Annotated in this window: 17 protein-coding genes and 1 pseudogene; 13 read left to right on the top strand and 5 right to left on the bottom strand. The window is 72.8% G+C overall.

Annotated features, from left to right (window positions below; genetic code table 11):
• Positions 1-138: 138 nt before the first annotated feature.
• The 5 genes and pseudogenes from O7607_RS18265 (at position 139) to O7607_RS18245 (ending at position 2,558) form a co-directional block, all read left to right on the top strand.
• Positions 139-720, top strand: coding sequence for a nucleotidyltransferase (locus O7607_RS18265; protein WP_269704440.1), 582 nt, complete (start codon positions 139-141; stop codon positions 718-720).
• 56 nt (positions 721-776) lie between these two features.
• The gene (locus O7607_RS18260) at positions 777-986 is read left to right on the top strand and encodes a hypothetical protein (protein WP_269707014.1); all 210 of its coding nucleotides are present in this window, start codon (positions 777-779) and stop codon (positions 984-986) included.
• Positions 987-996: 10 nt separating this feature from the next.
• Positions 997-1,777 (top strand): annotated as a pseudogene (locus tag O7607_RS18255) (metallophosphoesterase family protein).
• Complete coding sequence (locus tag O7607_RS18250) at positions 1,768-1,914, top strand: GPGG-motif small membrane protein (RefSeq protein ID WP_013288160.1); 147 nt, start codon at positions 1,768-1,770, stop codon at positions 1,912-1,914. The pseudogene O7607_RS18255 and the gene O7607_RS18250 overlap by 10 nt, the downstream one beginning before the upstream one ends.
• A gap of 146 nt (positions 1,915-2,060) precedes the next feature.
• Positions 2,061-2,558: a TspO/MBR family protein gene (locus tag O7607_RS18245; protein WP_269704439.1), complete on the top strand. Its 498-nt coding sequence runs from the start codon at positions 2,061-2,063 to the stop codon at positions 2,556-2,558.
• Positions 2,559-2,621: 63 nt separating this feature from the next.
• Here O7607_RS18245 and O7607_RS18240 read toward each other — a convergent pair whose 3' ends face one another.
• On the bottom strand, positions 2,622-3,398 hold the full coding sequence (locus O7607_RS18240) for a M23 family metallopeptidase (protein ID WP_174533812.1): 777 nt from the start codon (positions 3,396-3,398) through the stop codon (positions 2,622-2,624).
• Between the two features lie 237 nt (positions 3,399-3,635).
• Here O7607_RS18240 and O7607_RS18235 point away from each other — a divergent pair, with 237 nt between their 5' ends.
• The 5 genes from O7607_RS18235 (at position 3,636) to O7607_RS18215 (ending at position 9,872) form a co-directional block, all read left to right on the top strand.
• Positions 3,636-4,976 carry an ABC transporter substrate-binding protein gene (locus O7607_RS18235; protein WP_269704438.1) on the top strand — a complete coding sequence of 447 codons (1,341 nt, stop codon included), beginning with the start codon at positions 3,636-3,638 and terminating at the stop codon, positions 4,974-4,976.
• A gap of 72 nt (positions 4,977-5,048) precedes the next feature.
• Positions 5,049-6,095, top strand: a complete 1,047-nt coding sequence (locus O7607_RS18230) for a carbohydrate ABC transporter permease (RefSeq protein WP_269704437.1) — start codon at positions 5,049-5,051, stop codon at positions 6,093-6,095.
• Position 6,096: 1 nt separating this feature from the next.
• On the top strand, positions 6,097-7,056 hold the full coding sequence (locus O7607_RS18225; RefSeq protein ID WP_269704436.1) for a carbohydrate ABC transporter permease: 960 nt from the start codon (positions 6,097-6,099) through the stop codon (positions 7,054-7,056).
• A 60-nt stretch (positions 7,057-7,116) separates the two neighbouring features.
• Positions 7,117-8,187 (top strand): LacI family DNA-binding transcriptional regulator, encoded by a 1,071-nt coding sequence (locus O7607_RS18220; RefSeq protein ID WP_269704435.1) that lies wholly within the window; start codon positions 7,117-7,119, stop codon positions 8,185-8,187.
• Positions 8,188-8,228: 41 nt separating this feature from the next.
• On the top strand, positions 8,229-9,872 hold the full coding sequence (locus tag O7607_RS18215) for a glycoside hydrolase family 13 protein (RefSeq protein WP_269707013.1): 1,644 nt from the start codon (positions 8,229-8,231) through the stop codon (positions 9,870-9,872).
• 58 nt (positions 9,873-9,930) lie between these two features.
• Here the strand turns inward: O7607_RS18215 and O7607_RS18210 are convergent, their stop codons facing one another.
• From O7607_RS18210 to xylA, 3 genes are all read right to left on the bottom strand, one after another.
• Complete coding sequence (locus O7607_RS18210; RefSeq protein WP_269704434.1) at positions 9,931-11,364, bottom strand: MFS transporter; 1,434 nt, start codon at positions 11,362-11,364, stop codon at positions 9,931-9,933.
• A gap of 109 nt (positions 11,365-11,473) precedes the next feature.
• Positions 11,474-12,895 carry a xylulokinase gene (gene xylB / locus O7607_RS18205; RefSeq protein WP_269704433.1) on the bottom strand — a complete coding sequence of 474 codons (1,422 nt, stop codon included), beginning with the start codon at positions 12,893-12,895 and terminating at the stop codon, positions 11,474-11,476.
• Between the two features lie 11 nt (positions 12,896-12,906).
• Positions 12,907-14,094 (bottom strand): xylose isomerase, encoded by a 1,188-nt coding sequence (gene xylA / locus O7607_RS18200; RefSeq protein ID WP_269704432.1) that lies wholly within the window; start codon positions 14,092-14,094, stop codon positions 12,907-12,909.
• 53 nt (positions 14,095-14,147) lie between these two features.
• Here xylA and O7607_RS18195 point away from each other — a divergent pair, with 53 nt between their 5' ends.
• The 3 genes from O7607_RS18195 to O7607_RS18185 all read left to right on the top strand — a co-directional run bounded on the left by O7607_RS18195 (position 14,148) and on the right by O7607_RS18185 (position 18,205).
• Positions 14,148-15,407, top strand: a complete 1,260-nt coding sequence (locus tag O7607_RS18195) for an ROK family protein (RefSeq protein ID WP_269704431.1) — start codon at positions 14,148-14,150, stop codon at positions 15,405-15,407.
• 132 nt (positions 15,408-15,539) lie between these two features.
• Positions 15,540-17,207, top strand: a complete 1,668-nt coding sequence (locus O7607_RS18190) for a PP2C family protein-serine/threonine phosphatase (protein ID WP_269704430.1) — start codon at positions 15,540-15,542, stop codon at positions 17,205-17,207.
• The gene (locus O7607_RS18185; protein ID WP_269704429.1) at positions 17,204-18,205 is read left to right on the top strand and encodes a cobalamin B12-binding domain-containing protein; all 1,002 of its coding nucleotides are present in this window, start codon (positions 17,204-17,206) and stop codon (positions 18,203-18,205) included. Before O7607_RS18190 ends, O7607_RS18185 begins: the two co-directional genes overlap by 4 nt.
• A 1-nt stretch (position 18,206) precedes the next feature.
• Here O7607_RS18185 and O7607_RS18180 read toward each other — a convergent pair whose 3' ends face one another.
• On the bottom strand, positions 18,207-18,761 hold the full coding sequence (locus tag O7607_RS18180) for a MarR family winged helix-turn-helix transcriptional regulator (protein WP_269704428.1): 555 nt from the start codon (positions 18,759-18,761) through the stop codon (positions 18,207-18,209).
• Positions 18,762-18,792: the final 31 nt, after the last annotated feature.

Here is an 18,792-nt window from a genome sequence, read left to right as displayed (position 1 = left end):
TATCCGACCGACGCTCACCCGGCCCCGGTGTCGCTTTCCTGCCCTGACGGGCCGATCGCGCCGCAACAGGTGTGACCGGAGCGTCCGCCGGGTACGCATCGTGGTCCCACCCCCCACATGACGACGAGGGAGCCGCAGATGGCCGAGCGCGGGGACGAGACCCTGGTGCACACGCTGAAGAAGGTCGCCGCCGTGCTCAAACAGTCCGAGATCCCGTTCGCGCTCGGTGGCAGCTTCGCGGTGTACGCCCACGGCGGCCACTCCAGCGACCACGACGTGGACTTCCTGCTCCGCGAGGCGGACGTCGACAGGGCGCTGGAGGCGCTGGTCGAGGCCGGCTTCACCGCCGAGCGCCCGCCGGAGGACTGGCTGGTGAAGGTCTACGACGAGGACCGGATGGTGGACCTGATCCACCGGCCGGTGGAGACGCCGGTGACCGAGGAGACGTTCGCCGACACGATCGTGCGCCCGGTCGACGCGATCCAGATGCCGGTGCTCTCGGCCAGCCAGCTCATGGTGCACAAGCTGCTCAGCTTCTCGCAGCACTACTGCGACTTCGCCCGGGCCCTGCCGCTGGCCCGATCGCTGCGGGAACAGATCGACTGGGAACGGGTACGGAAGGAGACGCAGCACTCGCCGTACGCGGAGGCGTTCCTGGTGCTGCTCGACCGGCTGGACGTGCTGCCCGGCGGTGCGCCCGGCGGAAGGGAGACCCTGTGACCGGACTGTCCGGCGACGTTCCCCCCGACGAGTACGTCGAGGCGGAGATCCAGAGCATGCTGACCGAGGATCCGACGGTGGCCGAGCAGGGCATCACGGTGGTGCGGCGGGAGAACGGGCTGGTGCTCTACGGCGAGGTGGAGAGCCCGCACCGGCGGGAGGAGATCCTGCGCCGGGTGGCCGAGCGCTTCCCGGACACGCCCGTGACCAGCGACATCGGGGTGATCCGCACGCAGGCGCCCACCCAGGTCGAGGAGTTGCCGTGAGGGAGGTTCGATGGTGATCCGGATCGCCGCCGTGGGTGACGTGCATCTGGACCAGGACGTGGTGGGCCGGTTCCGCCCGGCGCTGGAGGAGTTGCCCGGCTGCGCCGACGTGCTGCTGCTCGCCGGTGACCTGACCCGGCACGGCACCGAGGCCGAGGCGCGGTGCGTGGCCCAGGAGTTCGGCGGCCTCGGCGTACCGGTGATCACCGTGCTCGGCAACCACGACCACCAGTGCGACGAGGTGCCGCAGGTGGTGAAGGTGCTCCAGGACGCCGGGATCACGGTGCTGGAGGGCACCGGCACCGTGCTGGACACCCCCGGTGGGCGGCTCGGGGTGGCAGGCGTGAAGGGGTTCGGCGGCGGGTTCGCCGGGCGGTGCGCCAGCGACTTCGGCGAGCCGGAGATGAAGGCGTTCGTGCGGACCACCCGGGAGAGCGCCGACGCGCTCGCCGACGCGCTGCTCTCGCTGGAGTGCGATGCCCTCGTCGCGCTCACACACTACTCCCCCGTGCCCGACACGCTCGCCGGCGAGCCGCTGGAGATCTACCCGTTCCTCGGCAGCTACCAGCTCGGCCAGGCGATCGACTCCGCACCCACCGCGCTGGCGCTGCACGGGCACGCCCACCACGGCACCGAGCGCGGCACCACGCCGGGCGGCGTACGGGTCCGCAACGTGGCCCACCCGGTGATCAAGCAGGCGTACAGCGTCTTCCACCTCGGCGGTGATCAGCTCGACTGACCGGGAGGTTTCCCGTATCGGGCGGCCGGGTATTCAGCCGACATGGAGCTGATTCTCTGGATTCTCGCAGTCGTACTGGTGGTCGCCGGAATTCTCGCCCTGTTCCGCCGGCAGATCCTCTGGGGCATCGTCCTCATCGTCGTCGGCCTGCTGGTCGGCCCGGGCGGCGTCAGCATCTTCAACACGTAACAGCGGTTCTCGTACCCGCCGGGGTCGCCGGGCCCGGGCGTTCCGTCCTGCCGGACCGGAACGTCCGGGCCGGGTGACCCCGGCTTTTCTCGCGCCCGGGTCCGGCGGGGCGTTTGCCGCAGCGGTGGAGCGGAAACATCTCGACCATGGAGATGTCGCAGAGTGTCGCCCGGCGCACCACCGGAGCCCGCCAGTGGTGGGCGCTGCTCGGCTTCGGCGCCGCCACCTTCGTCGCCGCCGCGATCGGCGGGCTGGGTGTGCAGGGCACCTCCGCCGAGTACCAGAGCCTGGAGCAGCCCGCCTGGGCGCCGCCCTCGTGGCTGTTCGGCCCGGTCTGGACCGTGCTCTACGCGCTCATCGCGATCGCCGGCTGGCTGGTCTGGCGCCGGGCCGGGTTCGGCCCCGCGCTCTGGGCCTGGGTGGTGCAGCTCGTGCTGAACGCGATCTGGACCCCGCTGTTCTTCGGCGCCGGGGCGTACGGGCTGGCGTTCGCCGAGATCGTGCTGATGTGGCTGGCGATCGGGGTGACGGTGGCCCTGTTCCGGCGGATCTCCCGGCCGGCCACGCTGCTGATGCTGCCGTACTGGGCCTGGGTGACGTTCGCGTCCGCGCTGAACTTCGCGGTGTGGCGGCTGAACTCCTGACCGGTACGGGCGCGGGGGCCGCTCGCCCCCACGCCCGCCTCGTTCAGCCGCGGGCCGCCGGGTTCAGCAGCGGGGTACGCCGGGGATGTAGCCGTCGTAGCCGGTGTAGACGTAGGCGTCGGAGATGAACCGGCCGGAGCCGATCCGGTCCCAGATCGAGCTGGTGCCGTACGTGCCGCTGACGCTGGTGCCGCTGGTCTGGCACTGGATGGTCACCTTCGCCCCGTCGGCAACCGTGCCGACCGAGCTGTAGCCGGTGCCGGGGCCGGAGCGGACCGTCAGGGGGGAGCCGGCCGTGTTGACGGTGCCCTCGCCGGTGTTCGTCCCGCCGCAGCCGTTGTCGCTGGTGTAGGTCTTCGTGCCCCAGTAGAGCGCCTGGACACCGTTGAACTTGATCTTCACGGAGCTGCCGTCGATGCGCTGCTCGTAGTGCAGGTGCGGGCCGGTGGAGCCGCCGGTCGTGCCGACGTACCCGATCACCCGGCCGTAGCCGACGGTCTGCCCGACCGAGACGTTGAAGGCGCTCAGGTGCGCGTAGTAGGTGGTGTGGCCGCCACCGTGGTTGATCCGGACGTACTTGCCGTAGCTGGTGTCGCCGAGGTTGGTGACCACGTCGACGGTGCCGGGTGCGCTGGCGACGACCGGGTCACCGGCGTCGTCGGTCCGGTTGAAGTCGATCGCGTTGGCCGGGCTGTGGTTGGTCCGGGTCTGGCCGGACCAGGACTGGTTGCAGGGGAACGGGACCTTGAACGTCGGCGCGGCCATCGCCGGCGCGGCCGGGACGAGGGTCGCCGCCAGGACAGCCGCGGTCGCCCCGAGGGCGAGCCATCGCTTACGCATCCACTGCCTCCAATGTTGAAAGTCTTCAATACGATGGGGACATCGTGACAGAAAGTTCCGTTCCGGGGAAGATTCGTGGGAGCGCACCCAACCCCGCTGGCCAGGGTTTCGGGATTGTTACCGGGCCGTGTCCGGCCAGGGGTGGACCCGACGCGATGCAAGCGCTTACATGGGTGCACGACCATCGGACCGGCGCGGGTTCGATCCCCCCACGCGCCGGCAAGGAAGGAGATCGGCATGGCGTTTGCCAGATCGCGCCAGGCGCTCGCGGTCGCCGGCGTCCTGGGGCTGGCGCTCGGCGTCGCCGCCTGCGGCACCGGCAACGACAAGAAGAGCAGCAACGCGGGCTCGGCCGAGTGCGACGCATACGAGAAGTACGAAGGTCACGACGGCAAGAAGGTGACCATCTACTCCTCGATCCGTGACATCGAGGACGAGCGCCTCCAGCAGTCCTGGAAGGAGTTCGAGGACTGCACCGGCATCGAGATCGACCACGAGGGCTCCGGCGAGTTCGAGGCCCAGCTGCCCGTGCGGGTGGACGGCGGCAACGCCCCCGACCTCGCCTTCATCCCGCAGCCGGGTCTGCTGAAGCGGTTCGTCGACTCCGGCAAGCTCAAGCCGGTCGGCGCCGACACCAAGGCGATGGCCGAGCAGAACTACTCCGCCGACTGGCTGAAGTACAGCACCGTCAACGGCCAGCTCTACGGCGCCCCGCTCGGCTCGAACGTGAAGTCCTTCGTGTGGTACTCGCCGAAGACCTTCAAGGAGAAGGGCTGGACCGTCCCCACCACGTGGGATGACATGATCAAGCTCTCCGACCAGATCGCGGCCAGCGGCACCAAGCCGTGGTGCGCGGGCATCGAGTCCGGTGACGCCACCGGCTGGCCGGCCACCGACTGGATCGAGGACGTGCTGCTGCGTACCGGCGGCCCGGACGTCTACGACAAGTGGACCACCCACGAGATCCCGTTCAACGACCCGCAGGTGGCCGACGCGCTCAACCGGGCCGGCACCATCCTGAAGAACGAGAAGTACGTCAACGGCGGCTTCGGCGGCGTGAAGAGCATCGCCACCACCTCGTTCCAGGAGGGCGGCACGCCGATCACCGCCGGCAAGTGCGCGCTGCACCGCCAGGCGTCCTTCTACGCCAACCAGTGGCCTGAGGGCACCAAGGTGGCCGAGGACGGCGACGTCTTCGCGTTCTACTTCCCGGCCATCGACCCGGCCAAGGGCAAGCCGGTGCTGGGCGGCGGCGAGTTCGTCGGCGCGTTCGCCGACCGTCCCGAGGTCCAGGCGGTGCAGACCTACCTGGCCTCCGGGGAGTACGCCAACAGCCGCGCCAAGATCGGCGACTGGGTGTCGGCCAACAAGAAGCTGGACATCAACAACGTCCCGAACCCGGTGGACAAGCTCTCCGTGGGCATCCTCCAGGACGAGAAGACGGTCTTCCGTTTCGACGGCTCGGACCTGATGCCGGCCGCGGTCGGCGCCGGCACCTTCTGGAAGGGCATGGTGGCCTGGATCAACGGCAAGGACACCACCGCCGTCCTGAACGACATCGAGGGCAGCTGGAAGTGATCTAGCAGGTGGCCCGGTCCGGTTCCCCCGGACCGGGCCACCTCTGCTAGCCGAACCCTTGAAGGAGGGTCGATGGAGTTCGACTTCGCGGCGGAACAGCCGAAGTTCCTCATGCTGATGTACGGGCTGATCGCTTTCGTCGCGGTGGTGGGCGGGCTGCTCCTGCTCCTCGACGTGGTGCCGTCGTACTTCGCCCGGCGCCGGGAGGCACAGCTGGTCGCGGCCTCGGCCAGCGGCGCGCCGCTGCCCCGCCGGCCCAAGCAGCGCGAGGGCGCGTTCGCGTTCTTCTTCCTGCTGCCGACGCTGCTGCTGCTCGCCGTCGGGCTGGTGGTCCCCGCCGTCCGCACCACGCTGCTCTCCTTCATGGACTCCGGCAGCAACAACTGGGTGGGCCTGGACAACTACCGCTGGATGTTCGCCGAGGACTCGATCGTCCGGGTCCTGATCAACACGCTGATCTGGGTGCTGCTGGTGCCGCTGGTGGCCACCGCGTTCGGCCTGATCTACGCCGTCCTCGTGGACAAGGCCCGGTTCGAGGCGGTGGCCAAGTCCCTGATCTTCCTGCCGATGGCGATCTCGTTCGTCGGCGCCTCCATCATCTGGAAGTTCGTCTACGCCTACCGGGGCGAGGGCGACCAGATCGGCCTGCTCAACCAGATCGTGGTGAGCCTCGGCGGCGAGCCGAAGCAGTGGCTGCTGGACTCGCCGCTGAACACGTTCCTGCTCATCGCGATCATGGTGTGGATCCAGGCCGGTTTCGCGATGGTGGTGCTCTCCGCCGCGATCAAGGCCATCCCGGCCGACATCGTCGAGGCGGCCCGGCTCGACGGCACCACCGCGTGGCAGATGTTCTGGCGGATCACCATTCCGAGCATCCGGCCGGCGCTGATCGTCGTGGTCGTCACGATCTCGATCGCCACGCTCAAGGTCTTCGACATCGTCCGGACCGCCACGAACGGCAACTACGACACGAACGTGATCGCGACCGAGATGTACAACCAGGCGTTCCGCTACCAGGAGAACGGTCAGGGTTCGGCGCTGGCGGTGTTCCTGTTCGTCCTGGTGATCCCGATCGTGATCTACCAGATCCGCAACCTGCGCAAGCAGCGGGAGGGCTGAGATGACCACCGCCACGCCCACCGTCGGAGTCGGCGCCCAGGCCACCGAGCCGACCACCCGGGGCGCCCGGGTGCGCAAGCGCCTGAACAGCCGTACCGCCACGCTCGTGTCGATCGTCATCGCGATGCTCTGGACGATCCCGACCTTCGGCCTGTTCATCTCCTCGCTCCGGCCGGAGAACGAGATCAAGACCACCGGGTGGTGGACGTTCTTCACCAACCCGCAGATCACGCTGGAGAACTACCAGGAGGTGCTGTTCAGCCGCGGCTCGTCCGGGCAGCTGGCCAGCTACTTCATCAACTCGCTGGCGATCACCATCCCCTCGGTGCTCTTCCCGCTCGCGTTCGCGTCGCTCGCCGCGTACGCGCTGGCGTGGATGAACTTCAAGGGGCGGGACTGGGTCTACATCGGCATCTTCGCGCTGCAGATCGTGCCGCTGCAGATGGCCCTGGTGCCGCTGCTGCGGTTCTTCTCCACCGGTGTCACAGTCGCCGGCGTGCAGATCATGCCCGCATGGGACCTGGTGGACGAGCAGAAGTTCGCCCAGGTGTGGTTCGCGCACACCTGCTTCGCGCTTCCGTTCGCCGTGTTCCTGCTGCACAACTTCATCTCGCAGCTCCCCGGCGACCTGATGGAGGCGGCCCGGGTCGACGGCGCCACCCACCCGAAGATCTTCCGCACCATCGTGCTGCCGCTGATCATGCCCGCGCTGGCCGCGTTCGGCATCTTCCAGTTCCTCTGGGTCTGGAACGACCTGCTGGTCGCGCTGATCTTCGCCGGTGGCGGCGACGAGACCGCCCCGATGACCGTCCGGCTCGCGGAACTGGCCGGTACCCGGGGCAACGAGTGGCAGCGGCTGACGGCCGGCGCGTTCGTGTCGATCGTCGTACCGCTGATCGTGTTCCTGTCCCTCCAGCGCTTCTTCGTGCGAGGTCTGCTCGCCGGCAGCGTCAAGGGTTGACCCGGCGTCCCGCCGCCGGCACGGCCGGCGGCGGGCCCGGGTCACAGCGGGGAGCCCACGATGACCAGAATTGACGACGTCGCCCGGCTGGCCGGAGTCTCCACGGCCACCGTCTCCCGGGCGCTGCGGGGCCTGCCGACGGTCTCGGCCGCGACCCGCCGCCGGGTGCTCGCCGCCGCCGAACAACTCCAGTACGCGGTGTCGCCCAGCGCCAGCCGGCTGGCCGGCGGCCGGACCGGCACGGTGGCGGTGGTGGTGCCCCGCATCACCAGATGGTTCTTCGGCACCGTGGTCGAGGCGGTCGAGGAGTTCCTCCAGGACAGCGGCTACGACCTGCTGCTCTACAACCTCGGCGGCCGCGAGCAGACCCGCCGGCGGGTCCTGCGCCCGGCGAGCCTGCACAAGCGGGTCGACGCGATCATCCTGGTCGCGACGCCGCTGCGCGCGGCCGACGTGCACGCGCTGACCAAGCTCGACCTGCCCGGCGTGACGATCAGCTCCGGCACGAAGGTGCCCGGGTGGCCCTGCGTCCGGATCGACGACGTGGCCGCCGCCCGGACCGCCACCCGCCACCTGCTCGACCTCGGCCACACCCGGATCGCGCACATCTCCGGCGACCCGGACGACGAACTGGCCTTCACCACCCACCTGGACCGGCGGCGCGGCTACCAGGAGGAGTTGCGGGCCGCCGGGCTGCGGCCCGACCCGAGCCTCGACGTCGAGTCGCGGTTCACCATCGACGGAGGCACCCGGGCCACCGCCGAACTGCTGGCCCGGGGCGAGCCGCCGACCGCCATCTTCGCCGCCTGCGACGAGATGGCGATGGGCGCGGTCACCGCGCTGCGCGACGCCGGGCTGCGGGTACCGCAGGACGTGAGCGTGATGGGCATCGACGACCACGACCTGGCCGGCGTGCTCGGGCTCTCGACGATCGCCCAGCCGGCCGCCGAGCAGGGGCTGCTCGCCGCCCGCATCCTGCTCGACCCGCTGGGCGTACGGGCCGCCGCGCCGTACCCCGGCCCGGTGCCCGCCCCGCGCGGCGCCGACACCGACGATCCGACGCCGCCCCCGGTGATCCTGCCCACTCGCCTGGTGGTGCGCGAATCGACCGCGCCACCCCGGGCACACTAAAGAACTCGCTGGTCCCGCACCACCCAGACAGGAGTAAGGCGCTGAACACCGACGCGACGCAGCAGACCCCCGGCACCGGCTGGTGGACCGAGGCGGTGATCTACCAGGTCTACCCGCGCTCGTTCGCCGACTCCGACGGCGACGGCATCGGTGACCTGCCGGGCATCACGGCCCGGCTCGACCACCTCGCCGAGCTGGGAGTCGACGCGCTCTGGCTGTCCCCGTTCTACCCGTCCCCGCAGGCCGACGCCGGGTACGACGTGTCCGACTACCGCGACGTCGACCCGCTGTTCGGCACGCTCGCCGACGCCGACAAGCTGATCGCCGAGGCGAAGGCCCGCGGGCTGCGAGTGATCGTCGACCTGGTGCCCAACCACACCTCGTCCGCGCACCGCTGGTTCACCGCGGCCGTCGCCGCCGCGCCGGGCAGCCCGGAGCGGCAGCGCTACGTCATCCGCGACGGCAAGGGCCCGGACGGCACCGAGCCGCCGAACGACTGGGTGAGCGTGTTCGGCGGCCCCGCCTGGACCCGGCTGCCCGACGGGCAGTGGTACCTGCACCTGTTCGACTCCGGCCAGCCCGACCTCAACTGGGACAACCCGGAGGTGCGCGCGGAGTTCCTCGACGTGCTGCGCTTCTGGCTGGACCGCGGCGTCGACGGCTTCCGGGTGGACGTGGCGCACGGCCTGATTAAGCAGGCCGACCTCGCCGACTGGCAGGAGCCGCAGGAGATCCTCTCCGGCAGCGAGGTGGACAAGCCGCGCCCGCCGATGTGGGACCAGGACGGCGTGCACGAGATCTACCGGGAGTGGCGGCGGGTGCTCGACTCGTACCCCGGGGAGCGGATTCTCGTCGCCGAGGCGTGGGTGGAGCCGGCCGAGCGGCTGGCCCGGTACGTGCGCCCCGACGAGATGCACCAGGCGTTCAACTTCGAGTACCTGCTGGCCGCCTGGACCGCGCCGGCCCAGTACGCGGTGATCACCCGCTCGCTGGAGGCCACCGACTCCGTCGGCGCGCCCACCACCTGGGTGCTGTCCAACCACGACGTGGTCCGGCACGCCTCCCGGCTCGGACTGGGCACCGGCGGTGGCCGGGCCAACGGCGTCGGCGTGGACGACCCGCAGCCGGACGCCGCGCTGGGCCTGCGCCGGGCCCGGGCGGCCAGCCTGCTGATGCTCGCGCTGCCCGGCTCCGCCTACCTCTACCAGGGCGAGGAACTGGGGCTGCCGGAGCACACCACGCTGCCCGACGAGGCCCGGCAGGACCCGACCTGGGCGCGCAGCGGGCACACCGAGCGCGGCCGGGACGGCTGCCGGGTGCCGATCCCGTGGGAGGCCGACGCCCCGTCGTACGGCTTCGGGCCGACCGACGCGAGCTGGCTGCCCCAGCCGCCGGTGTGGGCCGAGTACGCACTGGACCGGCAGCGCGGCGTGCCCGGCTCGACGTACGAGCTGTACCGGACCGCGCTGCGGCTGCGCCGGGAGCACGCGCTGGCCCGAGGCCCGCTGCGGTTCCTGTCCTCCGGCGACGAGGTGCTCACGTTCACCAACGGCGACCTCACCGTGCTGACCAACTTCGGCACCGACCCGGCGCCGTTGCCGGCCGGAGCCGAGGTGCTGGTGTCGAGCGCGCCGCTGGACGGTGCCGCGGTCCCGACGGATGTCACCGTCTGGTTCCGGGTGTAAGGAAGGGCCCCCTATTAACGCCTCAGGTAGAGGAAGGGCCCCTTCTTGACACGCACCGTCAAGAAGGGGCCCTTCCTTCCTCCAAGCGGTCGGCGCGAGCGTGCAGCAGGTCGTGCACCTGCGCGATGTCCCGCGGCGACGTATGCGCGGCCAGCCAGTACATGATCCCGGTCGGGATGAAGAAGAGCTGGAACGCGGCCAGCCCGACCGCGTAGTTCAGCGGCGGCGGGAAGGCCGCTCGCAGCCCGGCGAACGCCACCCCCACCAGCCCGTTGCCCGCTGCCCGGCCGACGCCGTTCACGAGGTTGCCCAGGCTGTAGACGGTGCCGCGGTGCTCGGGCGGGTTGACGTCGGCGATCAGGGCGAACCAGTTCGGCGAGTTCGCCGAGGTCAGCGCCAGCGCCACCACGGCGGTGAGCAGGCTCAGCCCCACCGACGGTTCGGTCAGCACGCTGGACAGCACGGCCGTGACCACCGCGCCGGAGCCGGCGCCGTCGGGCACGTCGATGCGGATCGGCACGAAGAACAGAACCAGGTAGAACGGGAGCGCCGCGAGGATGCCGACGGCCGCGACCATGGCCCGGCCACTCGGCGTACGCCGTTGCAGCGCGTCGCCCACGAGTCCGCCCACGATGGACAGGACGCCACCGAGCTGGAACAGGGTGGCGAAGACGCTGCCCACGACCACGGCCGTCGCAGGTGAGTAGCCCTGCGCCTCGGCCCGCTGGCTGAACAGCACCGGCAACCAGACCAGCGAGCCGAACGCGGCCTGGGCGGTGAGCCCTTGCAGGATCAGCCAGCGGTTGGTCCGGCGGGCCAGGATCCGGGGCAGGTCGGCGCGGCTGATCCGGTAGTCGTACTCGTTCCCGGCGTCGATCGCCCCGGCCAGCTCCGGTTCGCTCTGCCCGCGCCGGATGTCGTAGGTGAACAGGTACGCCACCGTGGCGGCCAGGCCCACGCCGGTCAGCAGCAGGAACGGCCGCCGCCAGTCGGTCGACCCGAGTACGCCGCCGAGCAGCGTCCCGGCCAGCGTCCCGACGCCCTGCGACAGCCCCCAGAAGCTCATCACCAGGCCCCGGCGGCGCGGTGAGATCAGGTCGGTGACCACGGAGAAACCGACCGAACCCACCGCGCCGAGCCCGACCGCGCCGACGAACTGCGCGATCAGGAACGTCGCGTACCCCCCGGCGAGCGCGCTGCCCCCGGTGCCCGCGGCCCAGAGCAGCGTGCCGACCATGAGCAGCGGCTTGCGGTTGGTGCGGTCCCCCACGTACGCCCAGCCCACCGCCGCCACCGCGCTGACCAGGAAGCTGACGGCGGTGACCAGGCCGAGCATCCGCTGGGGTACGTCGAGGGCGGTGGAGATCGGCCCGTACAGCGGGGGCACCAGGCCGATCGCCACGTTGTCCAGCGAGGCGAGCACCACGAAGACCACGACGCTGTAGATCCGGTGTGCCGCGTTCCCGCGCCGGGAGATCCTGGTGCCCGTCATGCAGGGCAGCCAATCAGGTGCGGGCCCGATCCGGGACACCGCCCCCGACCGGCGGGCGTGTTAAGAAGGGGCCCCTTCTCTACCGGAGGCGTTAAGAAGGGGCCCTTCCTTACCCCCGGGCGTGGGCGTAGCGCTCGCGGATGGCGGGGACCGCCTCGCCCGTGTACTCCTCGGTGTCGCCGATCGACCAGGCGGGCGGCGTGTCGCCGCCGAGCGCCACCCAGGCGGCCTGCCGGGCCGCGCCGTCGGCCACGTACTCGCCGGGCGGCGGCACCACCACCGGACGGCCGAAGACCTGCGGCGCGATCCGGCGTACCGCGGCGGACCGGGCGCCGCCGCCGACCAGGATGATCCGGTCGGCGCGGGCGCCCTGCGCGATCAGCGCGTCCAGGCCGTCGGCCAGCCCGCAGAGCATGCCCTCGACGGCGGCCCGGGCCAGGTGCGCCGGGGTGGACGTCCGCAGCGTCAAGCCCTTGAGCTCGCCGGTGGCGTGCGGCCGGTCCGGCGTCCGCTCCCCCTCCAGGTACGGCACCAGCACCAGCCCGTCCGCGCCGGGCGGGGCGGACAGGGCCAGCTCGCCGAGCGTGTCGAGGTCGACGCCGAGCAGGGTCGCGGCGGCGTCGAGCACCCGGGCCGCGTTGAGCGTGCACACGAGTGGCAGGAACCGGCCGGTGGCGTCGGCGAACCCGGCCACCGCGCCGCTGGAGTCGGCGGCCGGGGTGTCCGCCACCGCGAACACGGTGCCGGAGGTGCCGATCGAGACGACCACGTCGCCCGGACCGGCTCCGGCGCCGAGCGCCGCGGCGGCGTTGTCCCCGGTGCCCGGCCCGAGGAGCACCGGGCCAGCCGCCGCGCCGTCGCCGAACACGGCCGGGTCGAGGTGCCCGGCCACCTCGGCAGGGCCGAGCACGACAGGCACCTCGGGGCGCCGGCCGAAGGCCCGCTCCAGCAGGTCCAGCCGGTACTCGCCGGTGCGCGGCGACCAGTAGCCGGTGCCGCTGGCGTCGCCCCGGTCGGTGCGCAGCGCGTCCAGCCCGGGAGCGCCGGCGAGCCGCCAGGTCAGCCAGTCGTGCGGCAGGCAGACGGCTGCCACCCGGTCGGCGTTGTCCGGCTCGTGCCGGGCCAGCCAGCGCAGCTTCGTCGCGGTGAAGCTGGCCACCGGCACCGCGCCGGTCGCCTCGGCCCAGAACCGGCGGCCGGTTTCCCCGCCGCCGGCTTCCTCGACCAGGTCCCGGGCCGCGTCGGCGGAACGGGTGTCGTTCCACAGCAGCGCCGGGCGGACCACCTCGCCGGAGGCGTCCAGGCAGACCATGCCGTGCTGCTGGCCGCCGACCGAGACGGCGGCCACGTCGGCCAGGCCGCCGGCCTCGGCGACCGCCGCCCGCAGGGCCTCCCACCAGGCGTACGGGTCGACCTCGGTGCCGGGCGGGTGCGGCGCGCGGCCCTGCCGGACCAGTGCGCCGGTCTCCGCGTCCCGGACGACCACCTTGCAGGACTGGGTCGACGAGTCGACCCCCGCGACGAGCGGCATGGCGGCCCGCCTCAGCGCGCGCCGAGCACGTGCTCGACGGCGAGCTGGTTGAGCCGGACGAAGCCGAAGCCCTTCGCCCCGGCCGAGTCCGGGTCGAACTCCTCGAACGCGGTCCGGTCGGCCAGCAGCTCGCGGTAGCCCTCGCCGGGGTTCAGCGTCGGCTTTGCCAGCTCGGCCACCCGGGCGGCGGCGAGCGCCTCGGCCACCTCCGGGTCGGCGCGGAACGCCGCGGCCCGCTCCTTGAGCAGCAGGTACGTCCGCATGTTCGCCTCGGCGGAGGCCCACACGCCGGTCATGTCCTCCGTACGGGACGGCTTGTAGTCGAAGTGGCGCGGGCCGTCGTAGGCCGGGCCGCCGTTCGGGCCGCCGTGCTCGAGCAGGTCGACCAGGGCGAACGCGTTGAGCAGGTCGCCGTGGCCGAAGACCAGGTCCTGGTCGTACTTGATGCCCCGCTGGCCGTTGAGGTCGATGTGGAACAGCTTGCCCTGCCAGAGCGCCTGGGCGATGCCGTGGGCGAAGTTCAGCCCGGCCATCTGCTCGTGCCCGACCTCCGGGTTGAGCCCGACCATCTCCGGGCGGGCCAGGGTGGAGATGAAGCCCAGCGCGTGGCCGACGGTGGGCAGCAGGATGTCGCCGCGCGGCTCGTTCGGCTTGGGTTCCAGGGCGAAGCGCAGGTCGTAGCCGTTGTCGACGACGTACTCGCAGAGCAGGTCGACTGCTTCGCGGTAGCGGTCGAGCGCGGCCTGGACGTCCTTCGCGACGTCGTACTCGGCGCCCTCCCGGCCGCCCCACATCACGAACGTCTTCGCGCCCATCTCGGCGGCCAGGTCGATGTTGCGCAGCACCTTGCGCAGCGCGTAGCGGCGCACCTCGCGGTCGTTGCTGGTGAAGCCGCCGTCCTTGAACACCGGGTGGTTGAACAGGTTGGTGGTGACCATCGGCACGACCAGGCCGGTCTCGTCGAGTGCCTTGCGGAACCGGCTGAGCCGGGCGTCGCGGGTGGCCGCGTCCGCGCCGAACGGGATCAGGTCGTCGTCGTGGAAGGTGATGCCGTACGCGCCCAGCTCGGCGAGCCGGTGCACCGCCTCGACGGCGTCCAGCTCGGGGCGGGTGGCGTCACCGAACGGGTCACGGGCCGGCCAGCCCACCGTCCAGAGGCCGAAGGAGAACTTGTCCGCGGGGGTGGGGCGGGGAGCCATGGCAGACCTCCAGGTGGTGGTGTCGTCCGCGATTTGTTCAGCGGTTGAATTAAATGGCGGCGATGTGGCAGTGTCAAGAGGTGACAAGCACCAGCACCGCCGGGGCGGTCCGGCAGGGCAGCCTGCGCGAGTTGAACCTCGCGGTGGTGCTCCGGCGGATCGCCGCCGCCGATCGACCGCCCTCGCGCGCCGGGATCGCCGCCGACACCGGCCTCACCCGGGCCACCGTCTCCGCCGTGGTGGACGACCTGATCGCCGGGCGGCTGGTCGCCGAGGCCGAGCCGGAGCCGCGTACCGGGGCGGGCCGGCCCGCCCGCGGCCTGGTGCTCGCCTCCGACGGCCCGGCCGGGCTCGGCCTCGAGGTGAACGTCGACTACCTGGCGGCCTGCGTGGTCGACCTGACCGGCGCGGTCCGGCACCACCTGGTCCGCCGTGCCGACCTGCGCCCGGTCTCCCCCGCCGACGCGCTCGCCCGGCTCGCCGCGCTGGCCGCCGAGGCGCGCGCCGCCGCCGTACGCGACGGGCTGACACTGGCCGGCGCGGCGCTCGCCGTGCCGGGTCTGGTGGGCGACGGCGGCCTGGTCCGGCTCGCGCCGAACCTCGGCTGGCGGGACGTGGACGTGCCGGCCCTGCTCGCCGGGCACCCGCTGGCCGAGCCGGTCGACGGGGTGCCGCCGCTGGTGGTCGACAACGAGGCCAACCTGGCCGCGCTCGGCGAGCTGTACGCGGGCCCGGCCGGCCCGCGCAGCTTCCTGCACGTCACCGGCGAGATCGGCATCGGCGCCGGGATCGTGCTCGACGGCGCGCTGTACCGGGGCGCGCGCGGGTGGAGCGGAGAGATCGGTCACTTCCCGGTGCAGCCGCAGGGGCGGCCGTGCCGCTGCGGCGGCCAGGGCTGCCTGGAGCGGTACGCGGGTCAGGAGGCCATCCTGGCCGCCGCCGGGCTGCCCGGCGCGGAACTGCCGGCCGACACCGCCGCCACCCGGCTCGCCGACCTGGCCGAGGCCGGCGACCCGGCCACGGTGACCGCCCTGACCGACGCCGGCACCGCTCTCGGCGTCGCGGTGGCGGGCGTGGTGAACCTGCTGGATCTGGACACCGTGGTGCTCGGGGGCGGATACGCCCGGCTGGCGCCCTGGCTGCGGCCGACGGTGGAGGCGGAGGTCTCCCGGCGGGTACTCACCGCCGCCTGGGCACCGGTGACGGTGCGCCCGGCAGTGCTCGGGGCGCAGTCCGCCGCGGTCGGCGGAGCCGGCTCGGTGGTCCGCCGGATCGTCGACCGGCCGGTGGGGTGGCTGGCCCGGGCCGGCTGACCCGGATGATCCTCGACGGGCATTCCGTGCCTGCGCTCGGTACGCTTGCCGCCAGGCAACGTGTCCGCCGAGCGAGGAGTGCACCGACAGCATGCGCAGGGGTCGACCGACCGAAGCGCCCGGCCACCGGAGGTGACCGCCGCGCGCCGGGGCGGTGTCGCGGGGCCGGTCAGCGGCGGTGGACACGCCTCGCGGAGACGACCCCGGCGGGTTGCCGGGGTCGCGCTACCGGCTGACGACCACCTGGCCCGCGAGCTGCTGGACGGGCTCGCCGAGGCGGTCGTGACAGTCGACCGCTCCGGGGTGGTGACACTCGTCAACGCGATGGCCGCCGACCTGCTCCCCGAGGTGTCGCCCGGCGTCGACCTGGCCGCGTGCCCGGTGCCCGCCCTGGCCGGCGCGGCGGCCGCCGGTTCGGACACGTTCGAGACCGAGCACCGCGGCCGGCGGCTGAACGGCCTGCGGCGGCCCCTGGCCGACGACCGCCACGCCTGGTACGTCCGGGACGTCACCGAGGAGCACGCGCGCACCGACGCGCTGCTCGCCGAACGGTCGCGCACCGCGTTCCTCGCCGAGGCGGGCAGTCGGCTCGGACTGTCCCTGCACCGCGAGCAGACGCTGCGTACCGCGGTGACGCTGCCGGTGCCCTACCTGGCCGACGCCGCCGTCGTGGTGCACCGCCCGCCCCCGCCCGCCGAGGACGAGCCGCACTGGATCCGGTACGCCACCGGCGATCCCGGCCCGGTGACCGGCCTGGCCGCCTGGACGACCGTGGAGTCCGTCCCCGGGCTGGTGGAGGCGCTCGACGGCGACCTCACCGAACCGAGCCCGTGGCTGGACGCCGAGCTGGCCGACCTGGCCGAGGTGCTGCCCGCCGGGTTCGGCCGCCCGGGCACCGTGCTGATCAGCCCGATGCCCAGCGCCGGTGGTCCGGCCGGCGCGCTGGTGCTGGCCCGCCGCCCGGAGCGGCCCGGCTTCGACAAGCGGGAGATCGGCCTGGCCCGGGAGTTCGCGGGCCGGGCCGGCGCCGCGCTGGCCGCCGCGGACCTGTACGGCGAGCAGGCCCACCTGGCCCGGGTGCTCCAGAACAGCCTGCTGCCGCCGGAACTGCCCCGCCTGCCCGGGATGACGCTCGCCGGCGGTTATCGCGCCGCCGGGGACAGCCTGCGCATCGGCGGCGACTTCTACGACCTGTTCCCCACCGGCGACGGCGGCCTGTTCGCACTCGGTGACGTCTGCGGCAAGGGTGTCGGCGCGGCAGTGCTGACCGGTCGGGTCCGCCAGTCGCTGCAGACCCTGCGCCTGGTCGAGCAGCGCCCCCGGCAGCTGCTGGAGCTGCTCAACCGGGCGCTGCTGGACGCCCCCGACGCGGCCCGCCGGGCCCAGTTCACCACGCTCCTGCTGGGCGCGCTGCGCCGCGAGCCGGACGGCGCGCTGCTGGTGCGGCTCGCCGGTGGCGGGCACCCGTCCCCGCTCGTCGTCCGCGCCGGCGGCGGGGTGGAGACGGTCCGGGTGGGCGGCATGCCGGTGGGCGCGCTCACCGACGCCCGGTTCGCCGACACCGAGGTACGGCTGGCGCCGGGTGACCTGATGCTGGCGTACACCGACGGGGTGACCGAGGCTCGCGGCGGCCCGACGGAGCCGGCCATGTTCGGCGACGCCCGGTTGCGTCAGGCGCTCGCCACCGGCGCCGGGCTCCCACCCGCCGCGCTCGTCGACCGGGTGCTCCAGCTCGTCGACGAGTGGCTGGACGGGCAACCCCACGACGACATCGCCATGCTCGCCGTGGCAGCCGGATGACACCGCCGCCGGACCGCCCCGGGGCCGGGCGCCGGATCGGGCCGGACACGCTCGCCGCGTACCTCGACCGCCTGGACGCCGCCGACCGGGCCGGCGCGATCGCGCTCGCACGCGACCTGCTCGCCGACGGTTTCTCGGTCGCGGACGTCCTGGTCGACCTGGTCGCGGTGGCGCAGCGGGAGGTCGGCCTGCGCTGGCTCACCGGCTCCTGGAGCATCGCCCAGGAGCACGCCGCCACCCACGTCAGCGAGCAGGTGGTGGACGCGCTGGGTGCGACGACCGGTCCGCCGCGGCGCGGGCACGTGGTGATGGCGTGCGTCGAGGGCGAGTGGCACGCGCTGGCCGCCCGCATCGTCACCGAGGTGGTCCGGGCGGCGGGCTGGCGGGTGACGTTCCTCGGCGCCAGCGTGCCGGCCCGGCATCTGGTCTCCTATCTGCACCAGACCGGCCCGGACGCGGTGCTGCTGAGCTGTGTGCAGCCGAACCGGCTGGTCCGGGCGGCGCGGATGGTGGAGGCCAGCCGCGCGGCCGGGGTGCCGGTGCTCGCCGGTGGTCCCGGTTTCGGCCCGGACGGCCGGTGGGCCACCGTGATCGGCGCGGCGGGCTGGGGCGCCAGTGCCCGGGACGCGGTGGCGCTGCTGGAGCAGCCGTTGTCGGCCGCACACACCGGCGCGCCGCCGCCCCCGCCGGACGACGCGTACGTGGCGGTGCTGCACCGGCGGCGTGAGCTGATCCGGCTGGCGCTGGCCGCGGTGGACCCGCCGCCCGAAAGCGCCGAGGATGTCGCCGCCGGCATCGCGCACCTGGTGGACGCGCTGATCGCGGCCGTGCGCGTGGACGACGACCGGCTGCTGCGCGACTTCGTCGGGTGGCAGGAGGAGGCGCTGACCTCCCGGGGCGGCCGGGCGCTGCTGGACGAGGTGCTCGGCACGCTGGAACGGGCACTCACCGAACATCCCCGGGTGGTGGCCCGGTTGCGGGCCGCCCGTGAGGGCTGAGTCAGGCGGTACGGGCCACCGGAGGCTCGTCGGACGGCCGGGCGGGGTCGCCGATCCGTTCCCCGGAGGGTTGCAGCATCGGCCATCCGTCCGCCACCGTGGCCTCGCCGCGCCGGCCCACCTCGTCGAACTCGCGCATGCCGCGTACCAGCGCGGCCCGGCCCTCCGGGCTCATCCCGGCCAGGATCCGCTCCAGCCGGTGCCGCCGGTCCTCGCGCAGCTCGGCGAGCAGCCGGATGGCGGCGGGCGTGAGGTGCAGGGAGATCTCCCGCCGGTCGTAGCGGCCCGGCTCGCGTTCCAGCATCCCGGCCGCGACCAGCCGGTCGCACAGCCGGCTGGCGGAGGAGAGCAACATGTCGGTGAGCGTGGCGAGCCGGCGGAGGTTGATGCCGTCATACTGCTCGACGACCATGATCGCGCGTAGTTGGGCACTCGACAGCCGGCTGGTGGTGCGTTCCCGGGCCGCCTCCCAGACGGCGAGCAAGGTGCCTGCCGCCTCGTCCAGGGCGGCGGACGTACTCGTTTCAGGTCCCCGGGGACCGCGCTCTTCGGTCATGGTGGGCCCGAGACTACTCCCCGGATCTGCC

It is taken from the genome of Micromonospora sp. WMMA1949 (assembly GCF_027460145.1).
Lineage (GTDB): Bacteria > Actinomycetota > Actinomycetes > Mycobacteriales > Micromonosporaceae > Micromonospora.
This window is presented reverse-complemented; position numbering and strand designations above follow the sequence as displayed.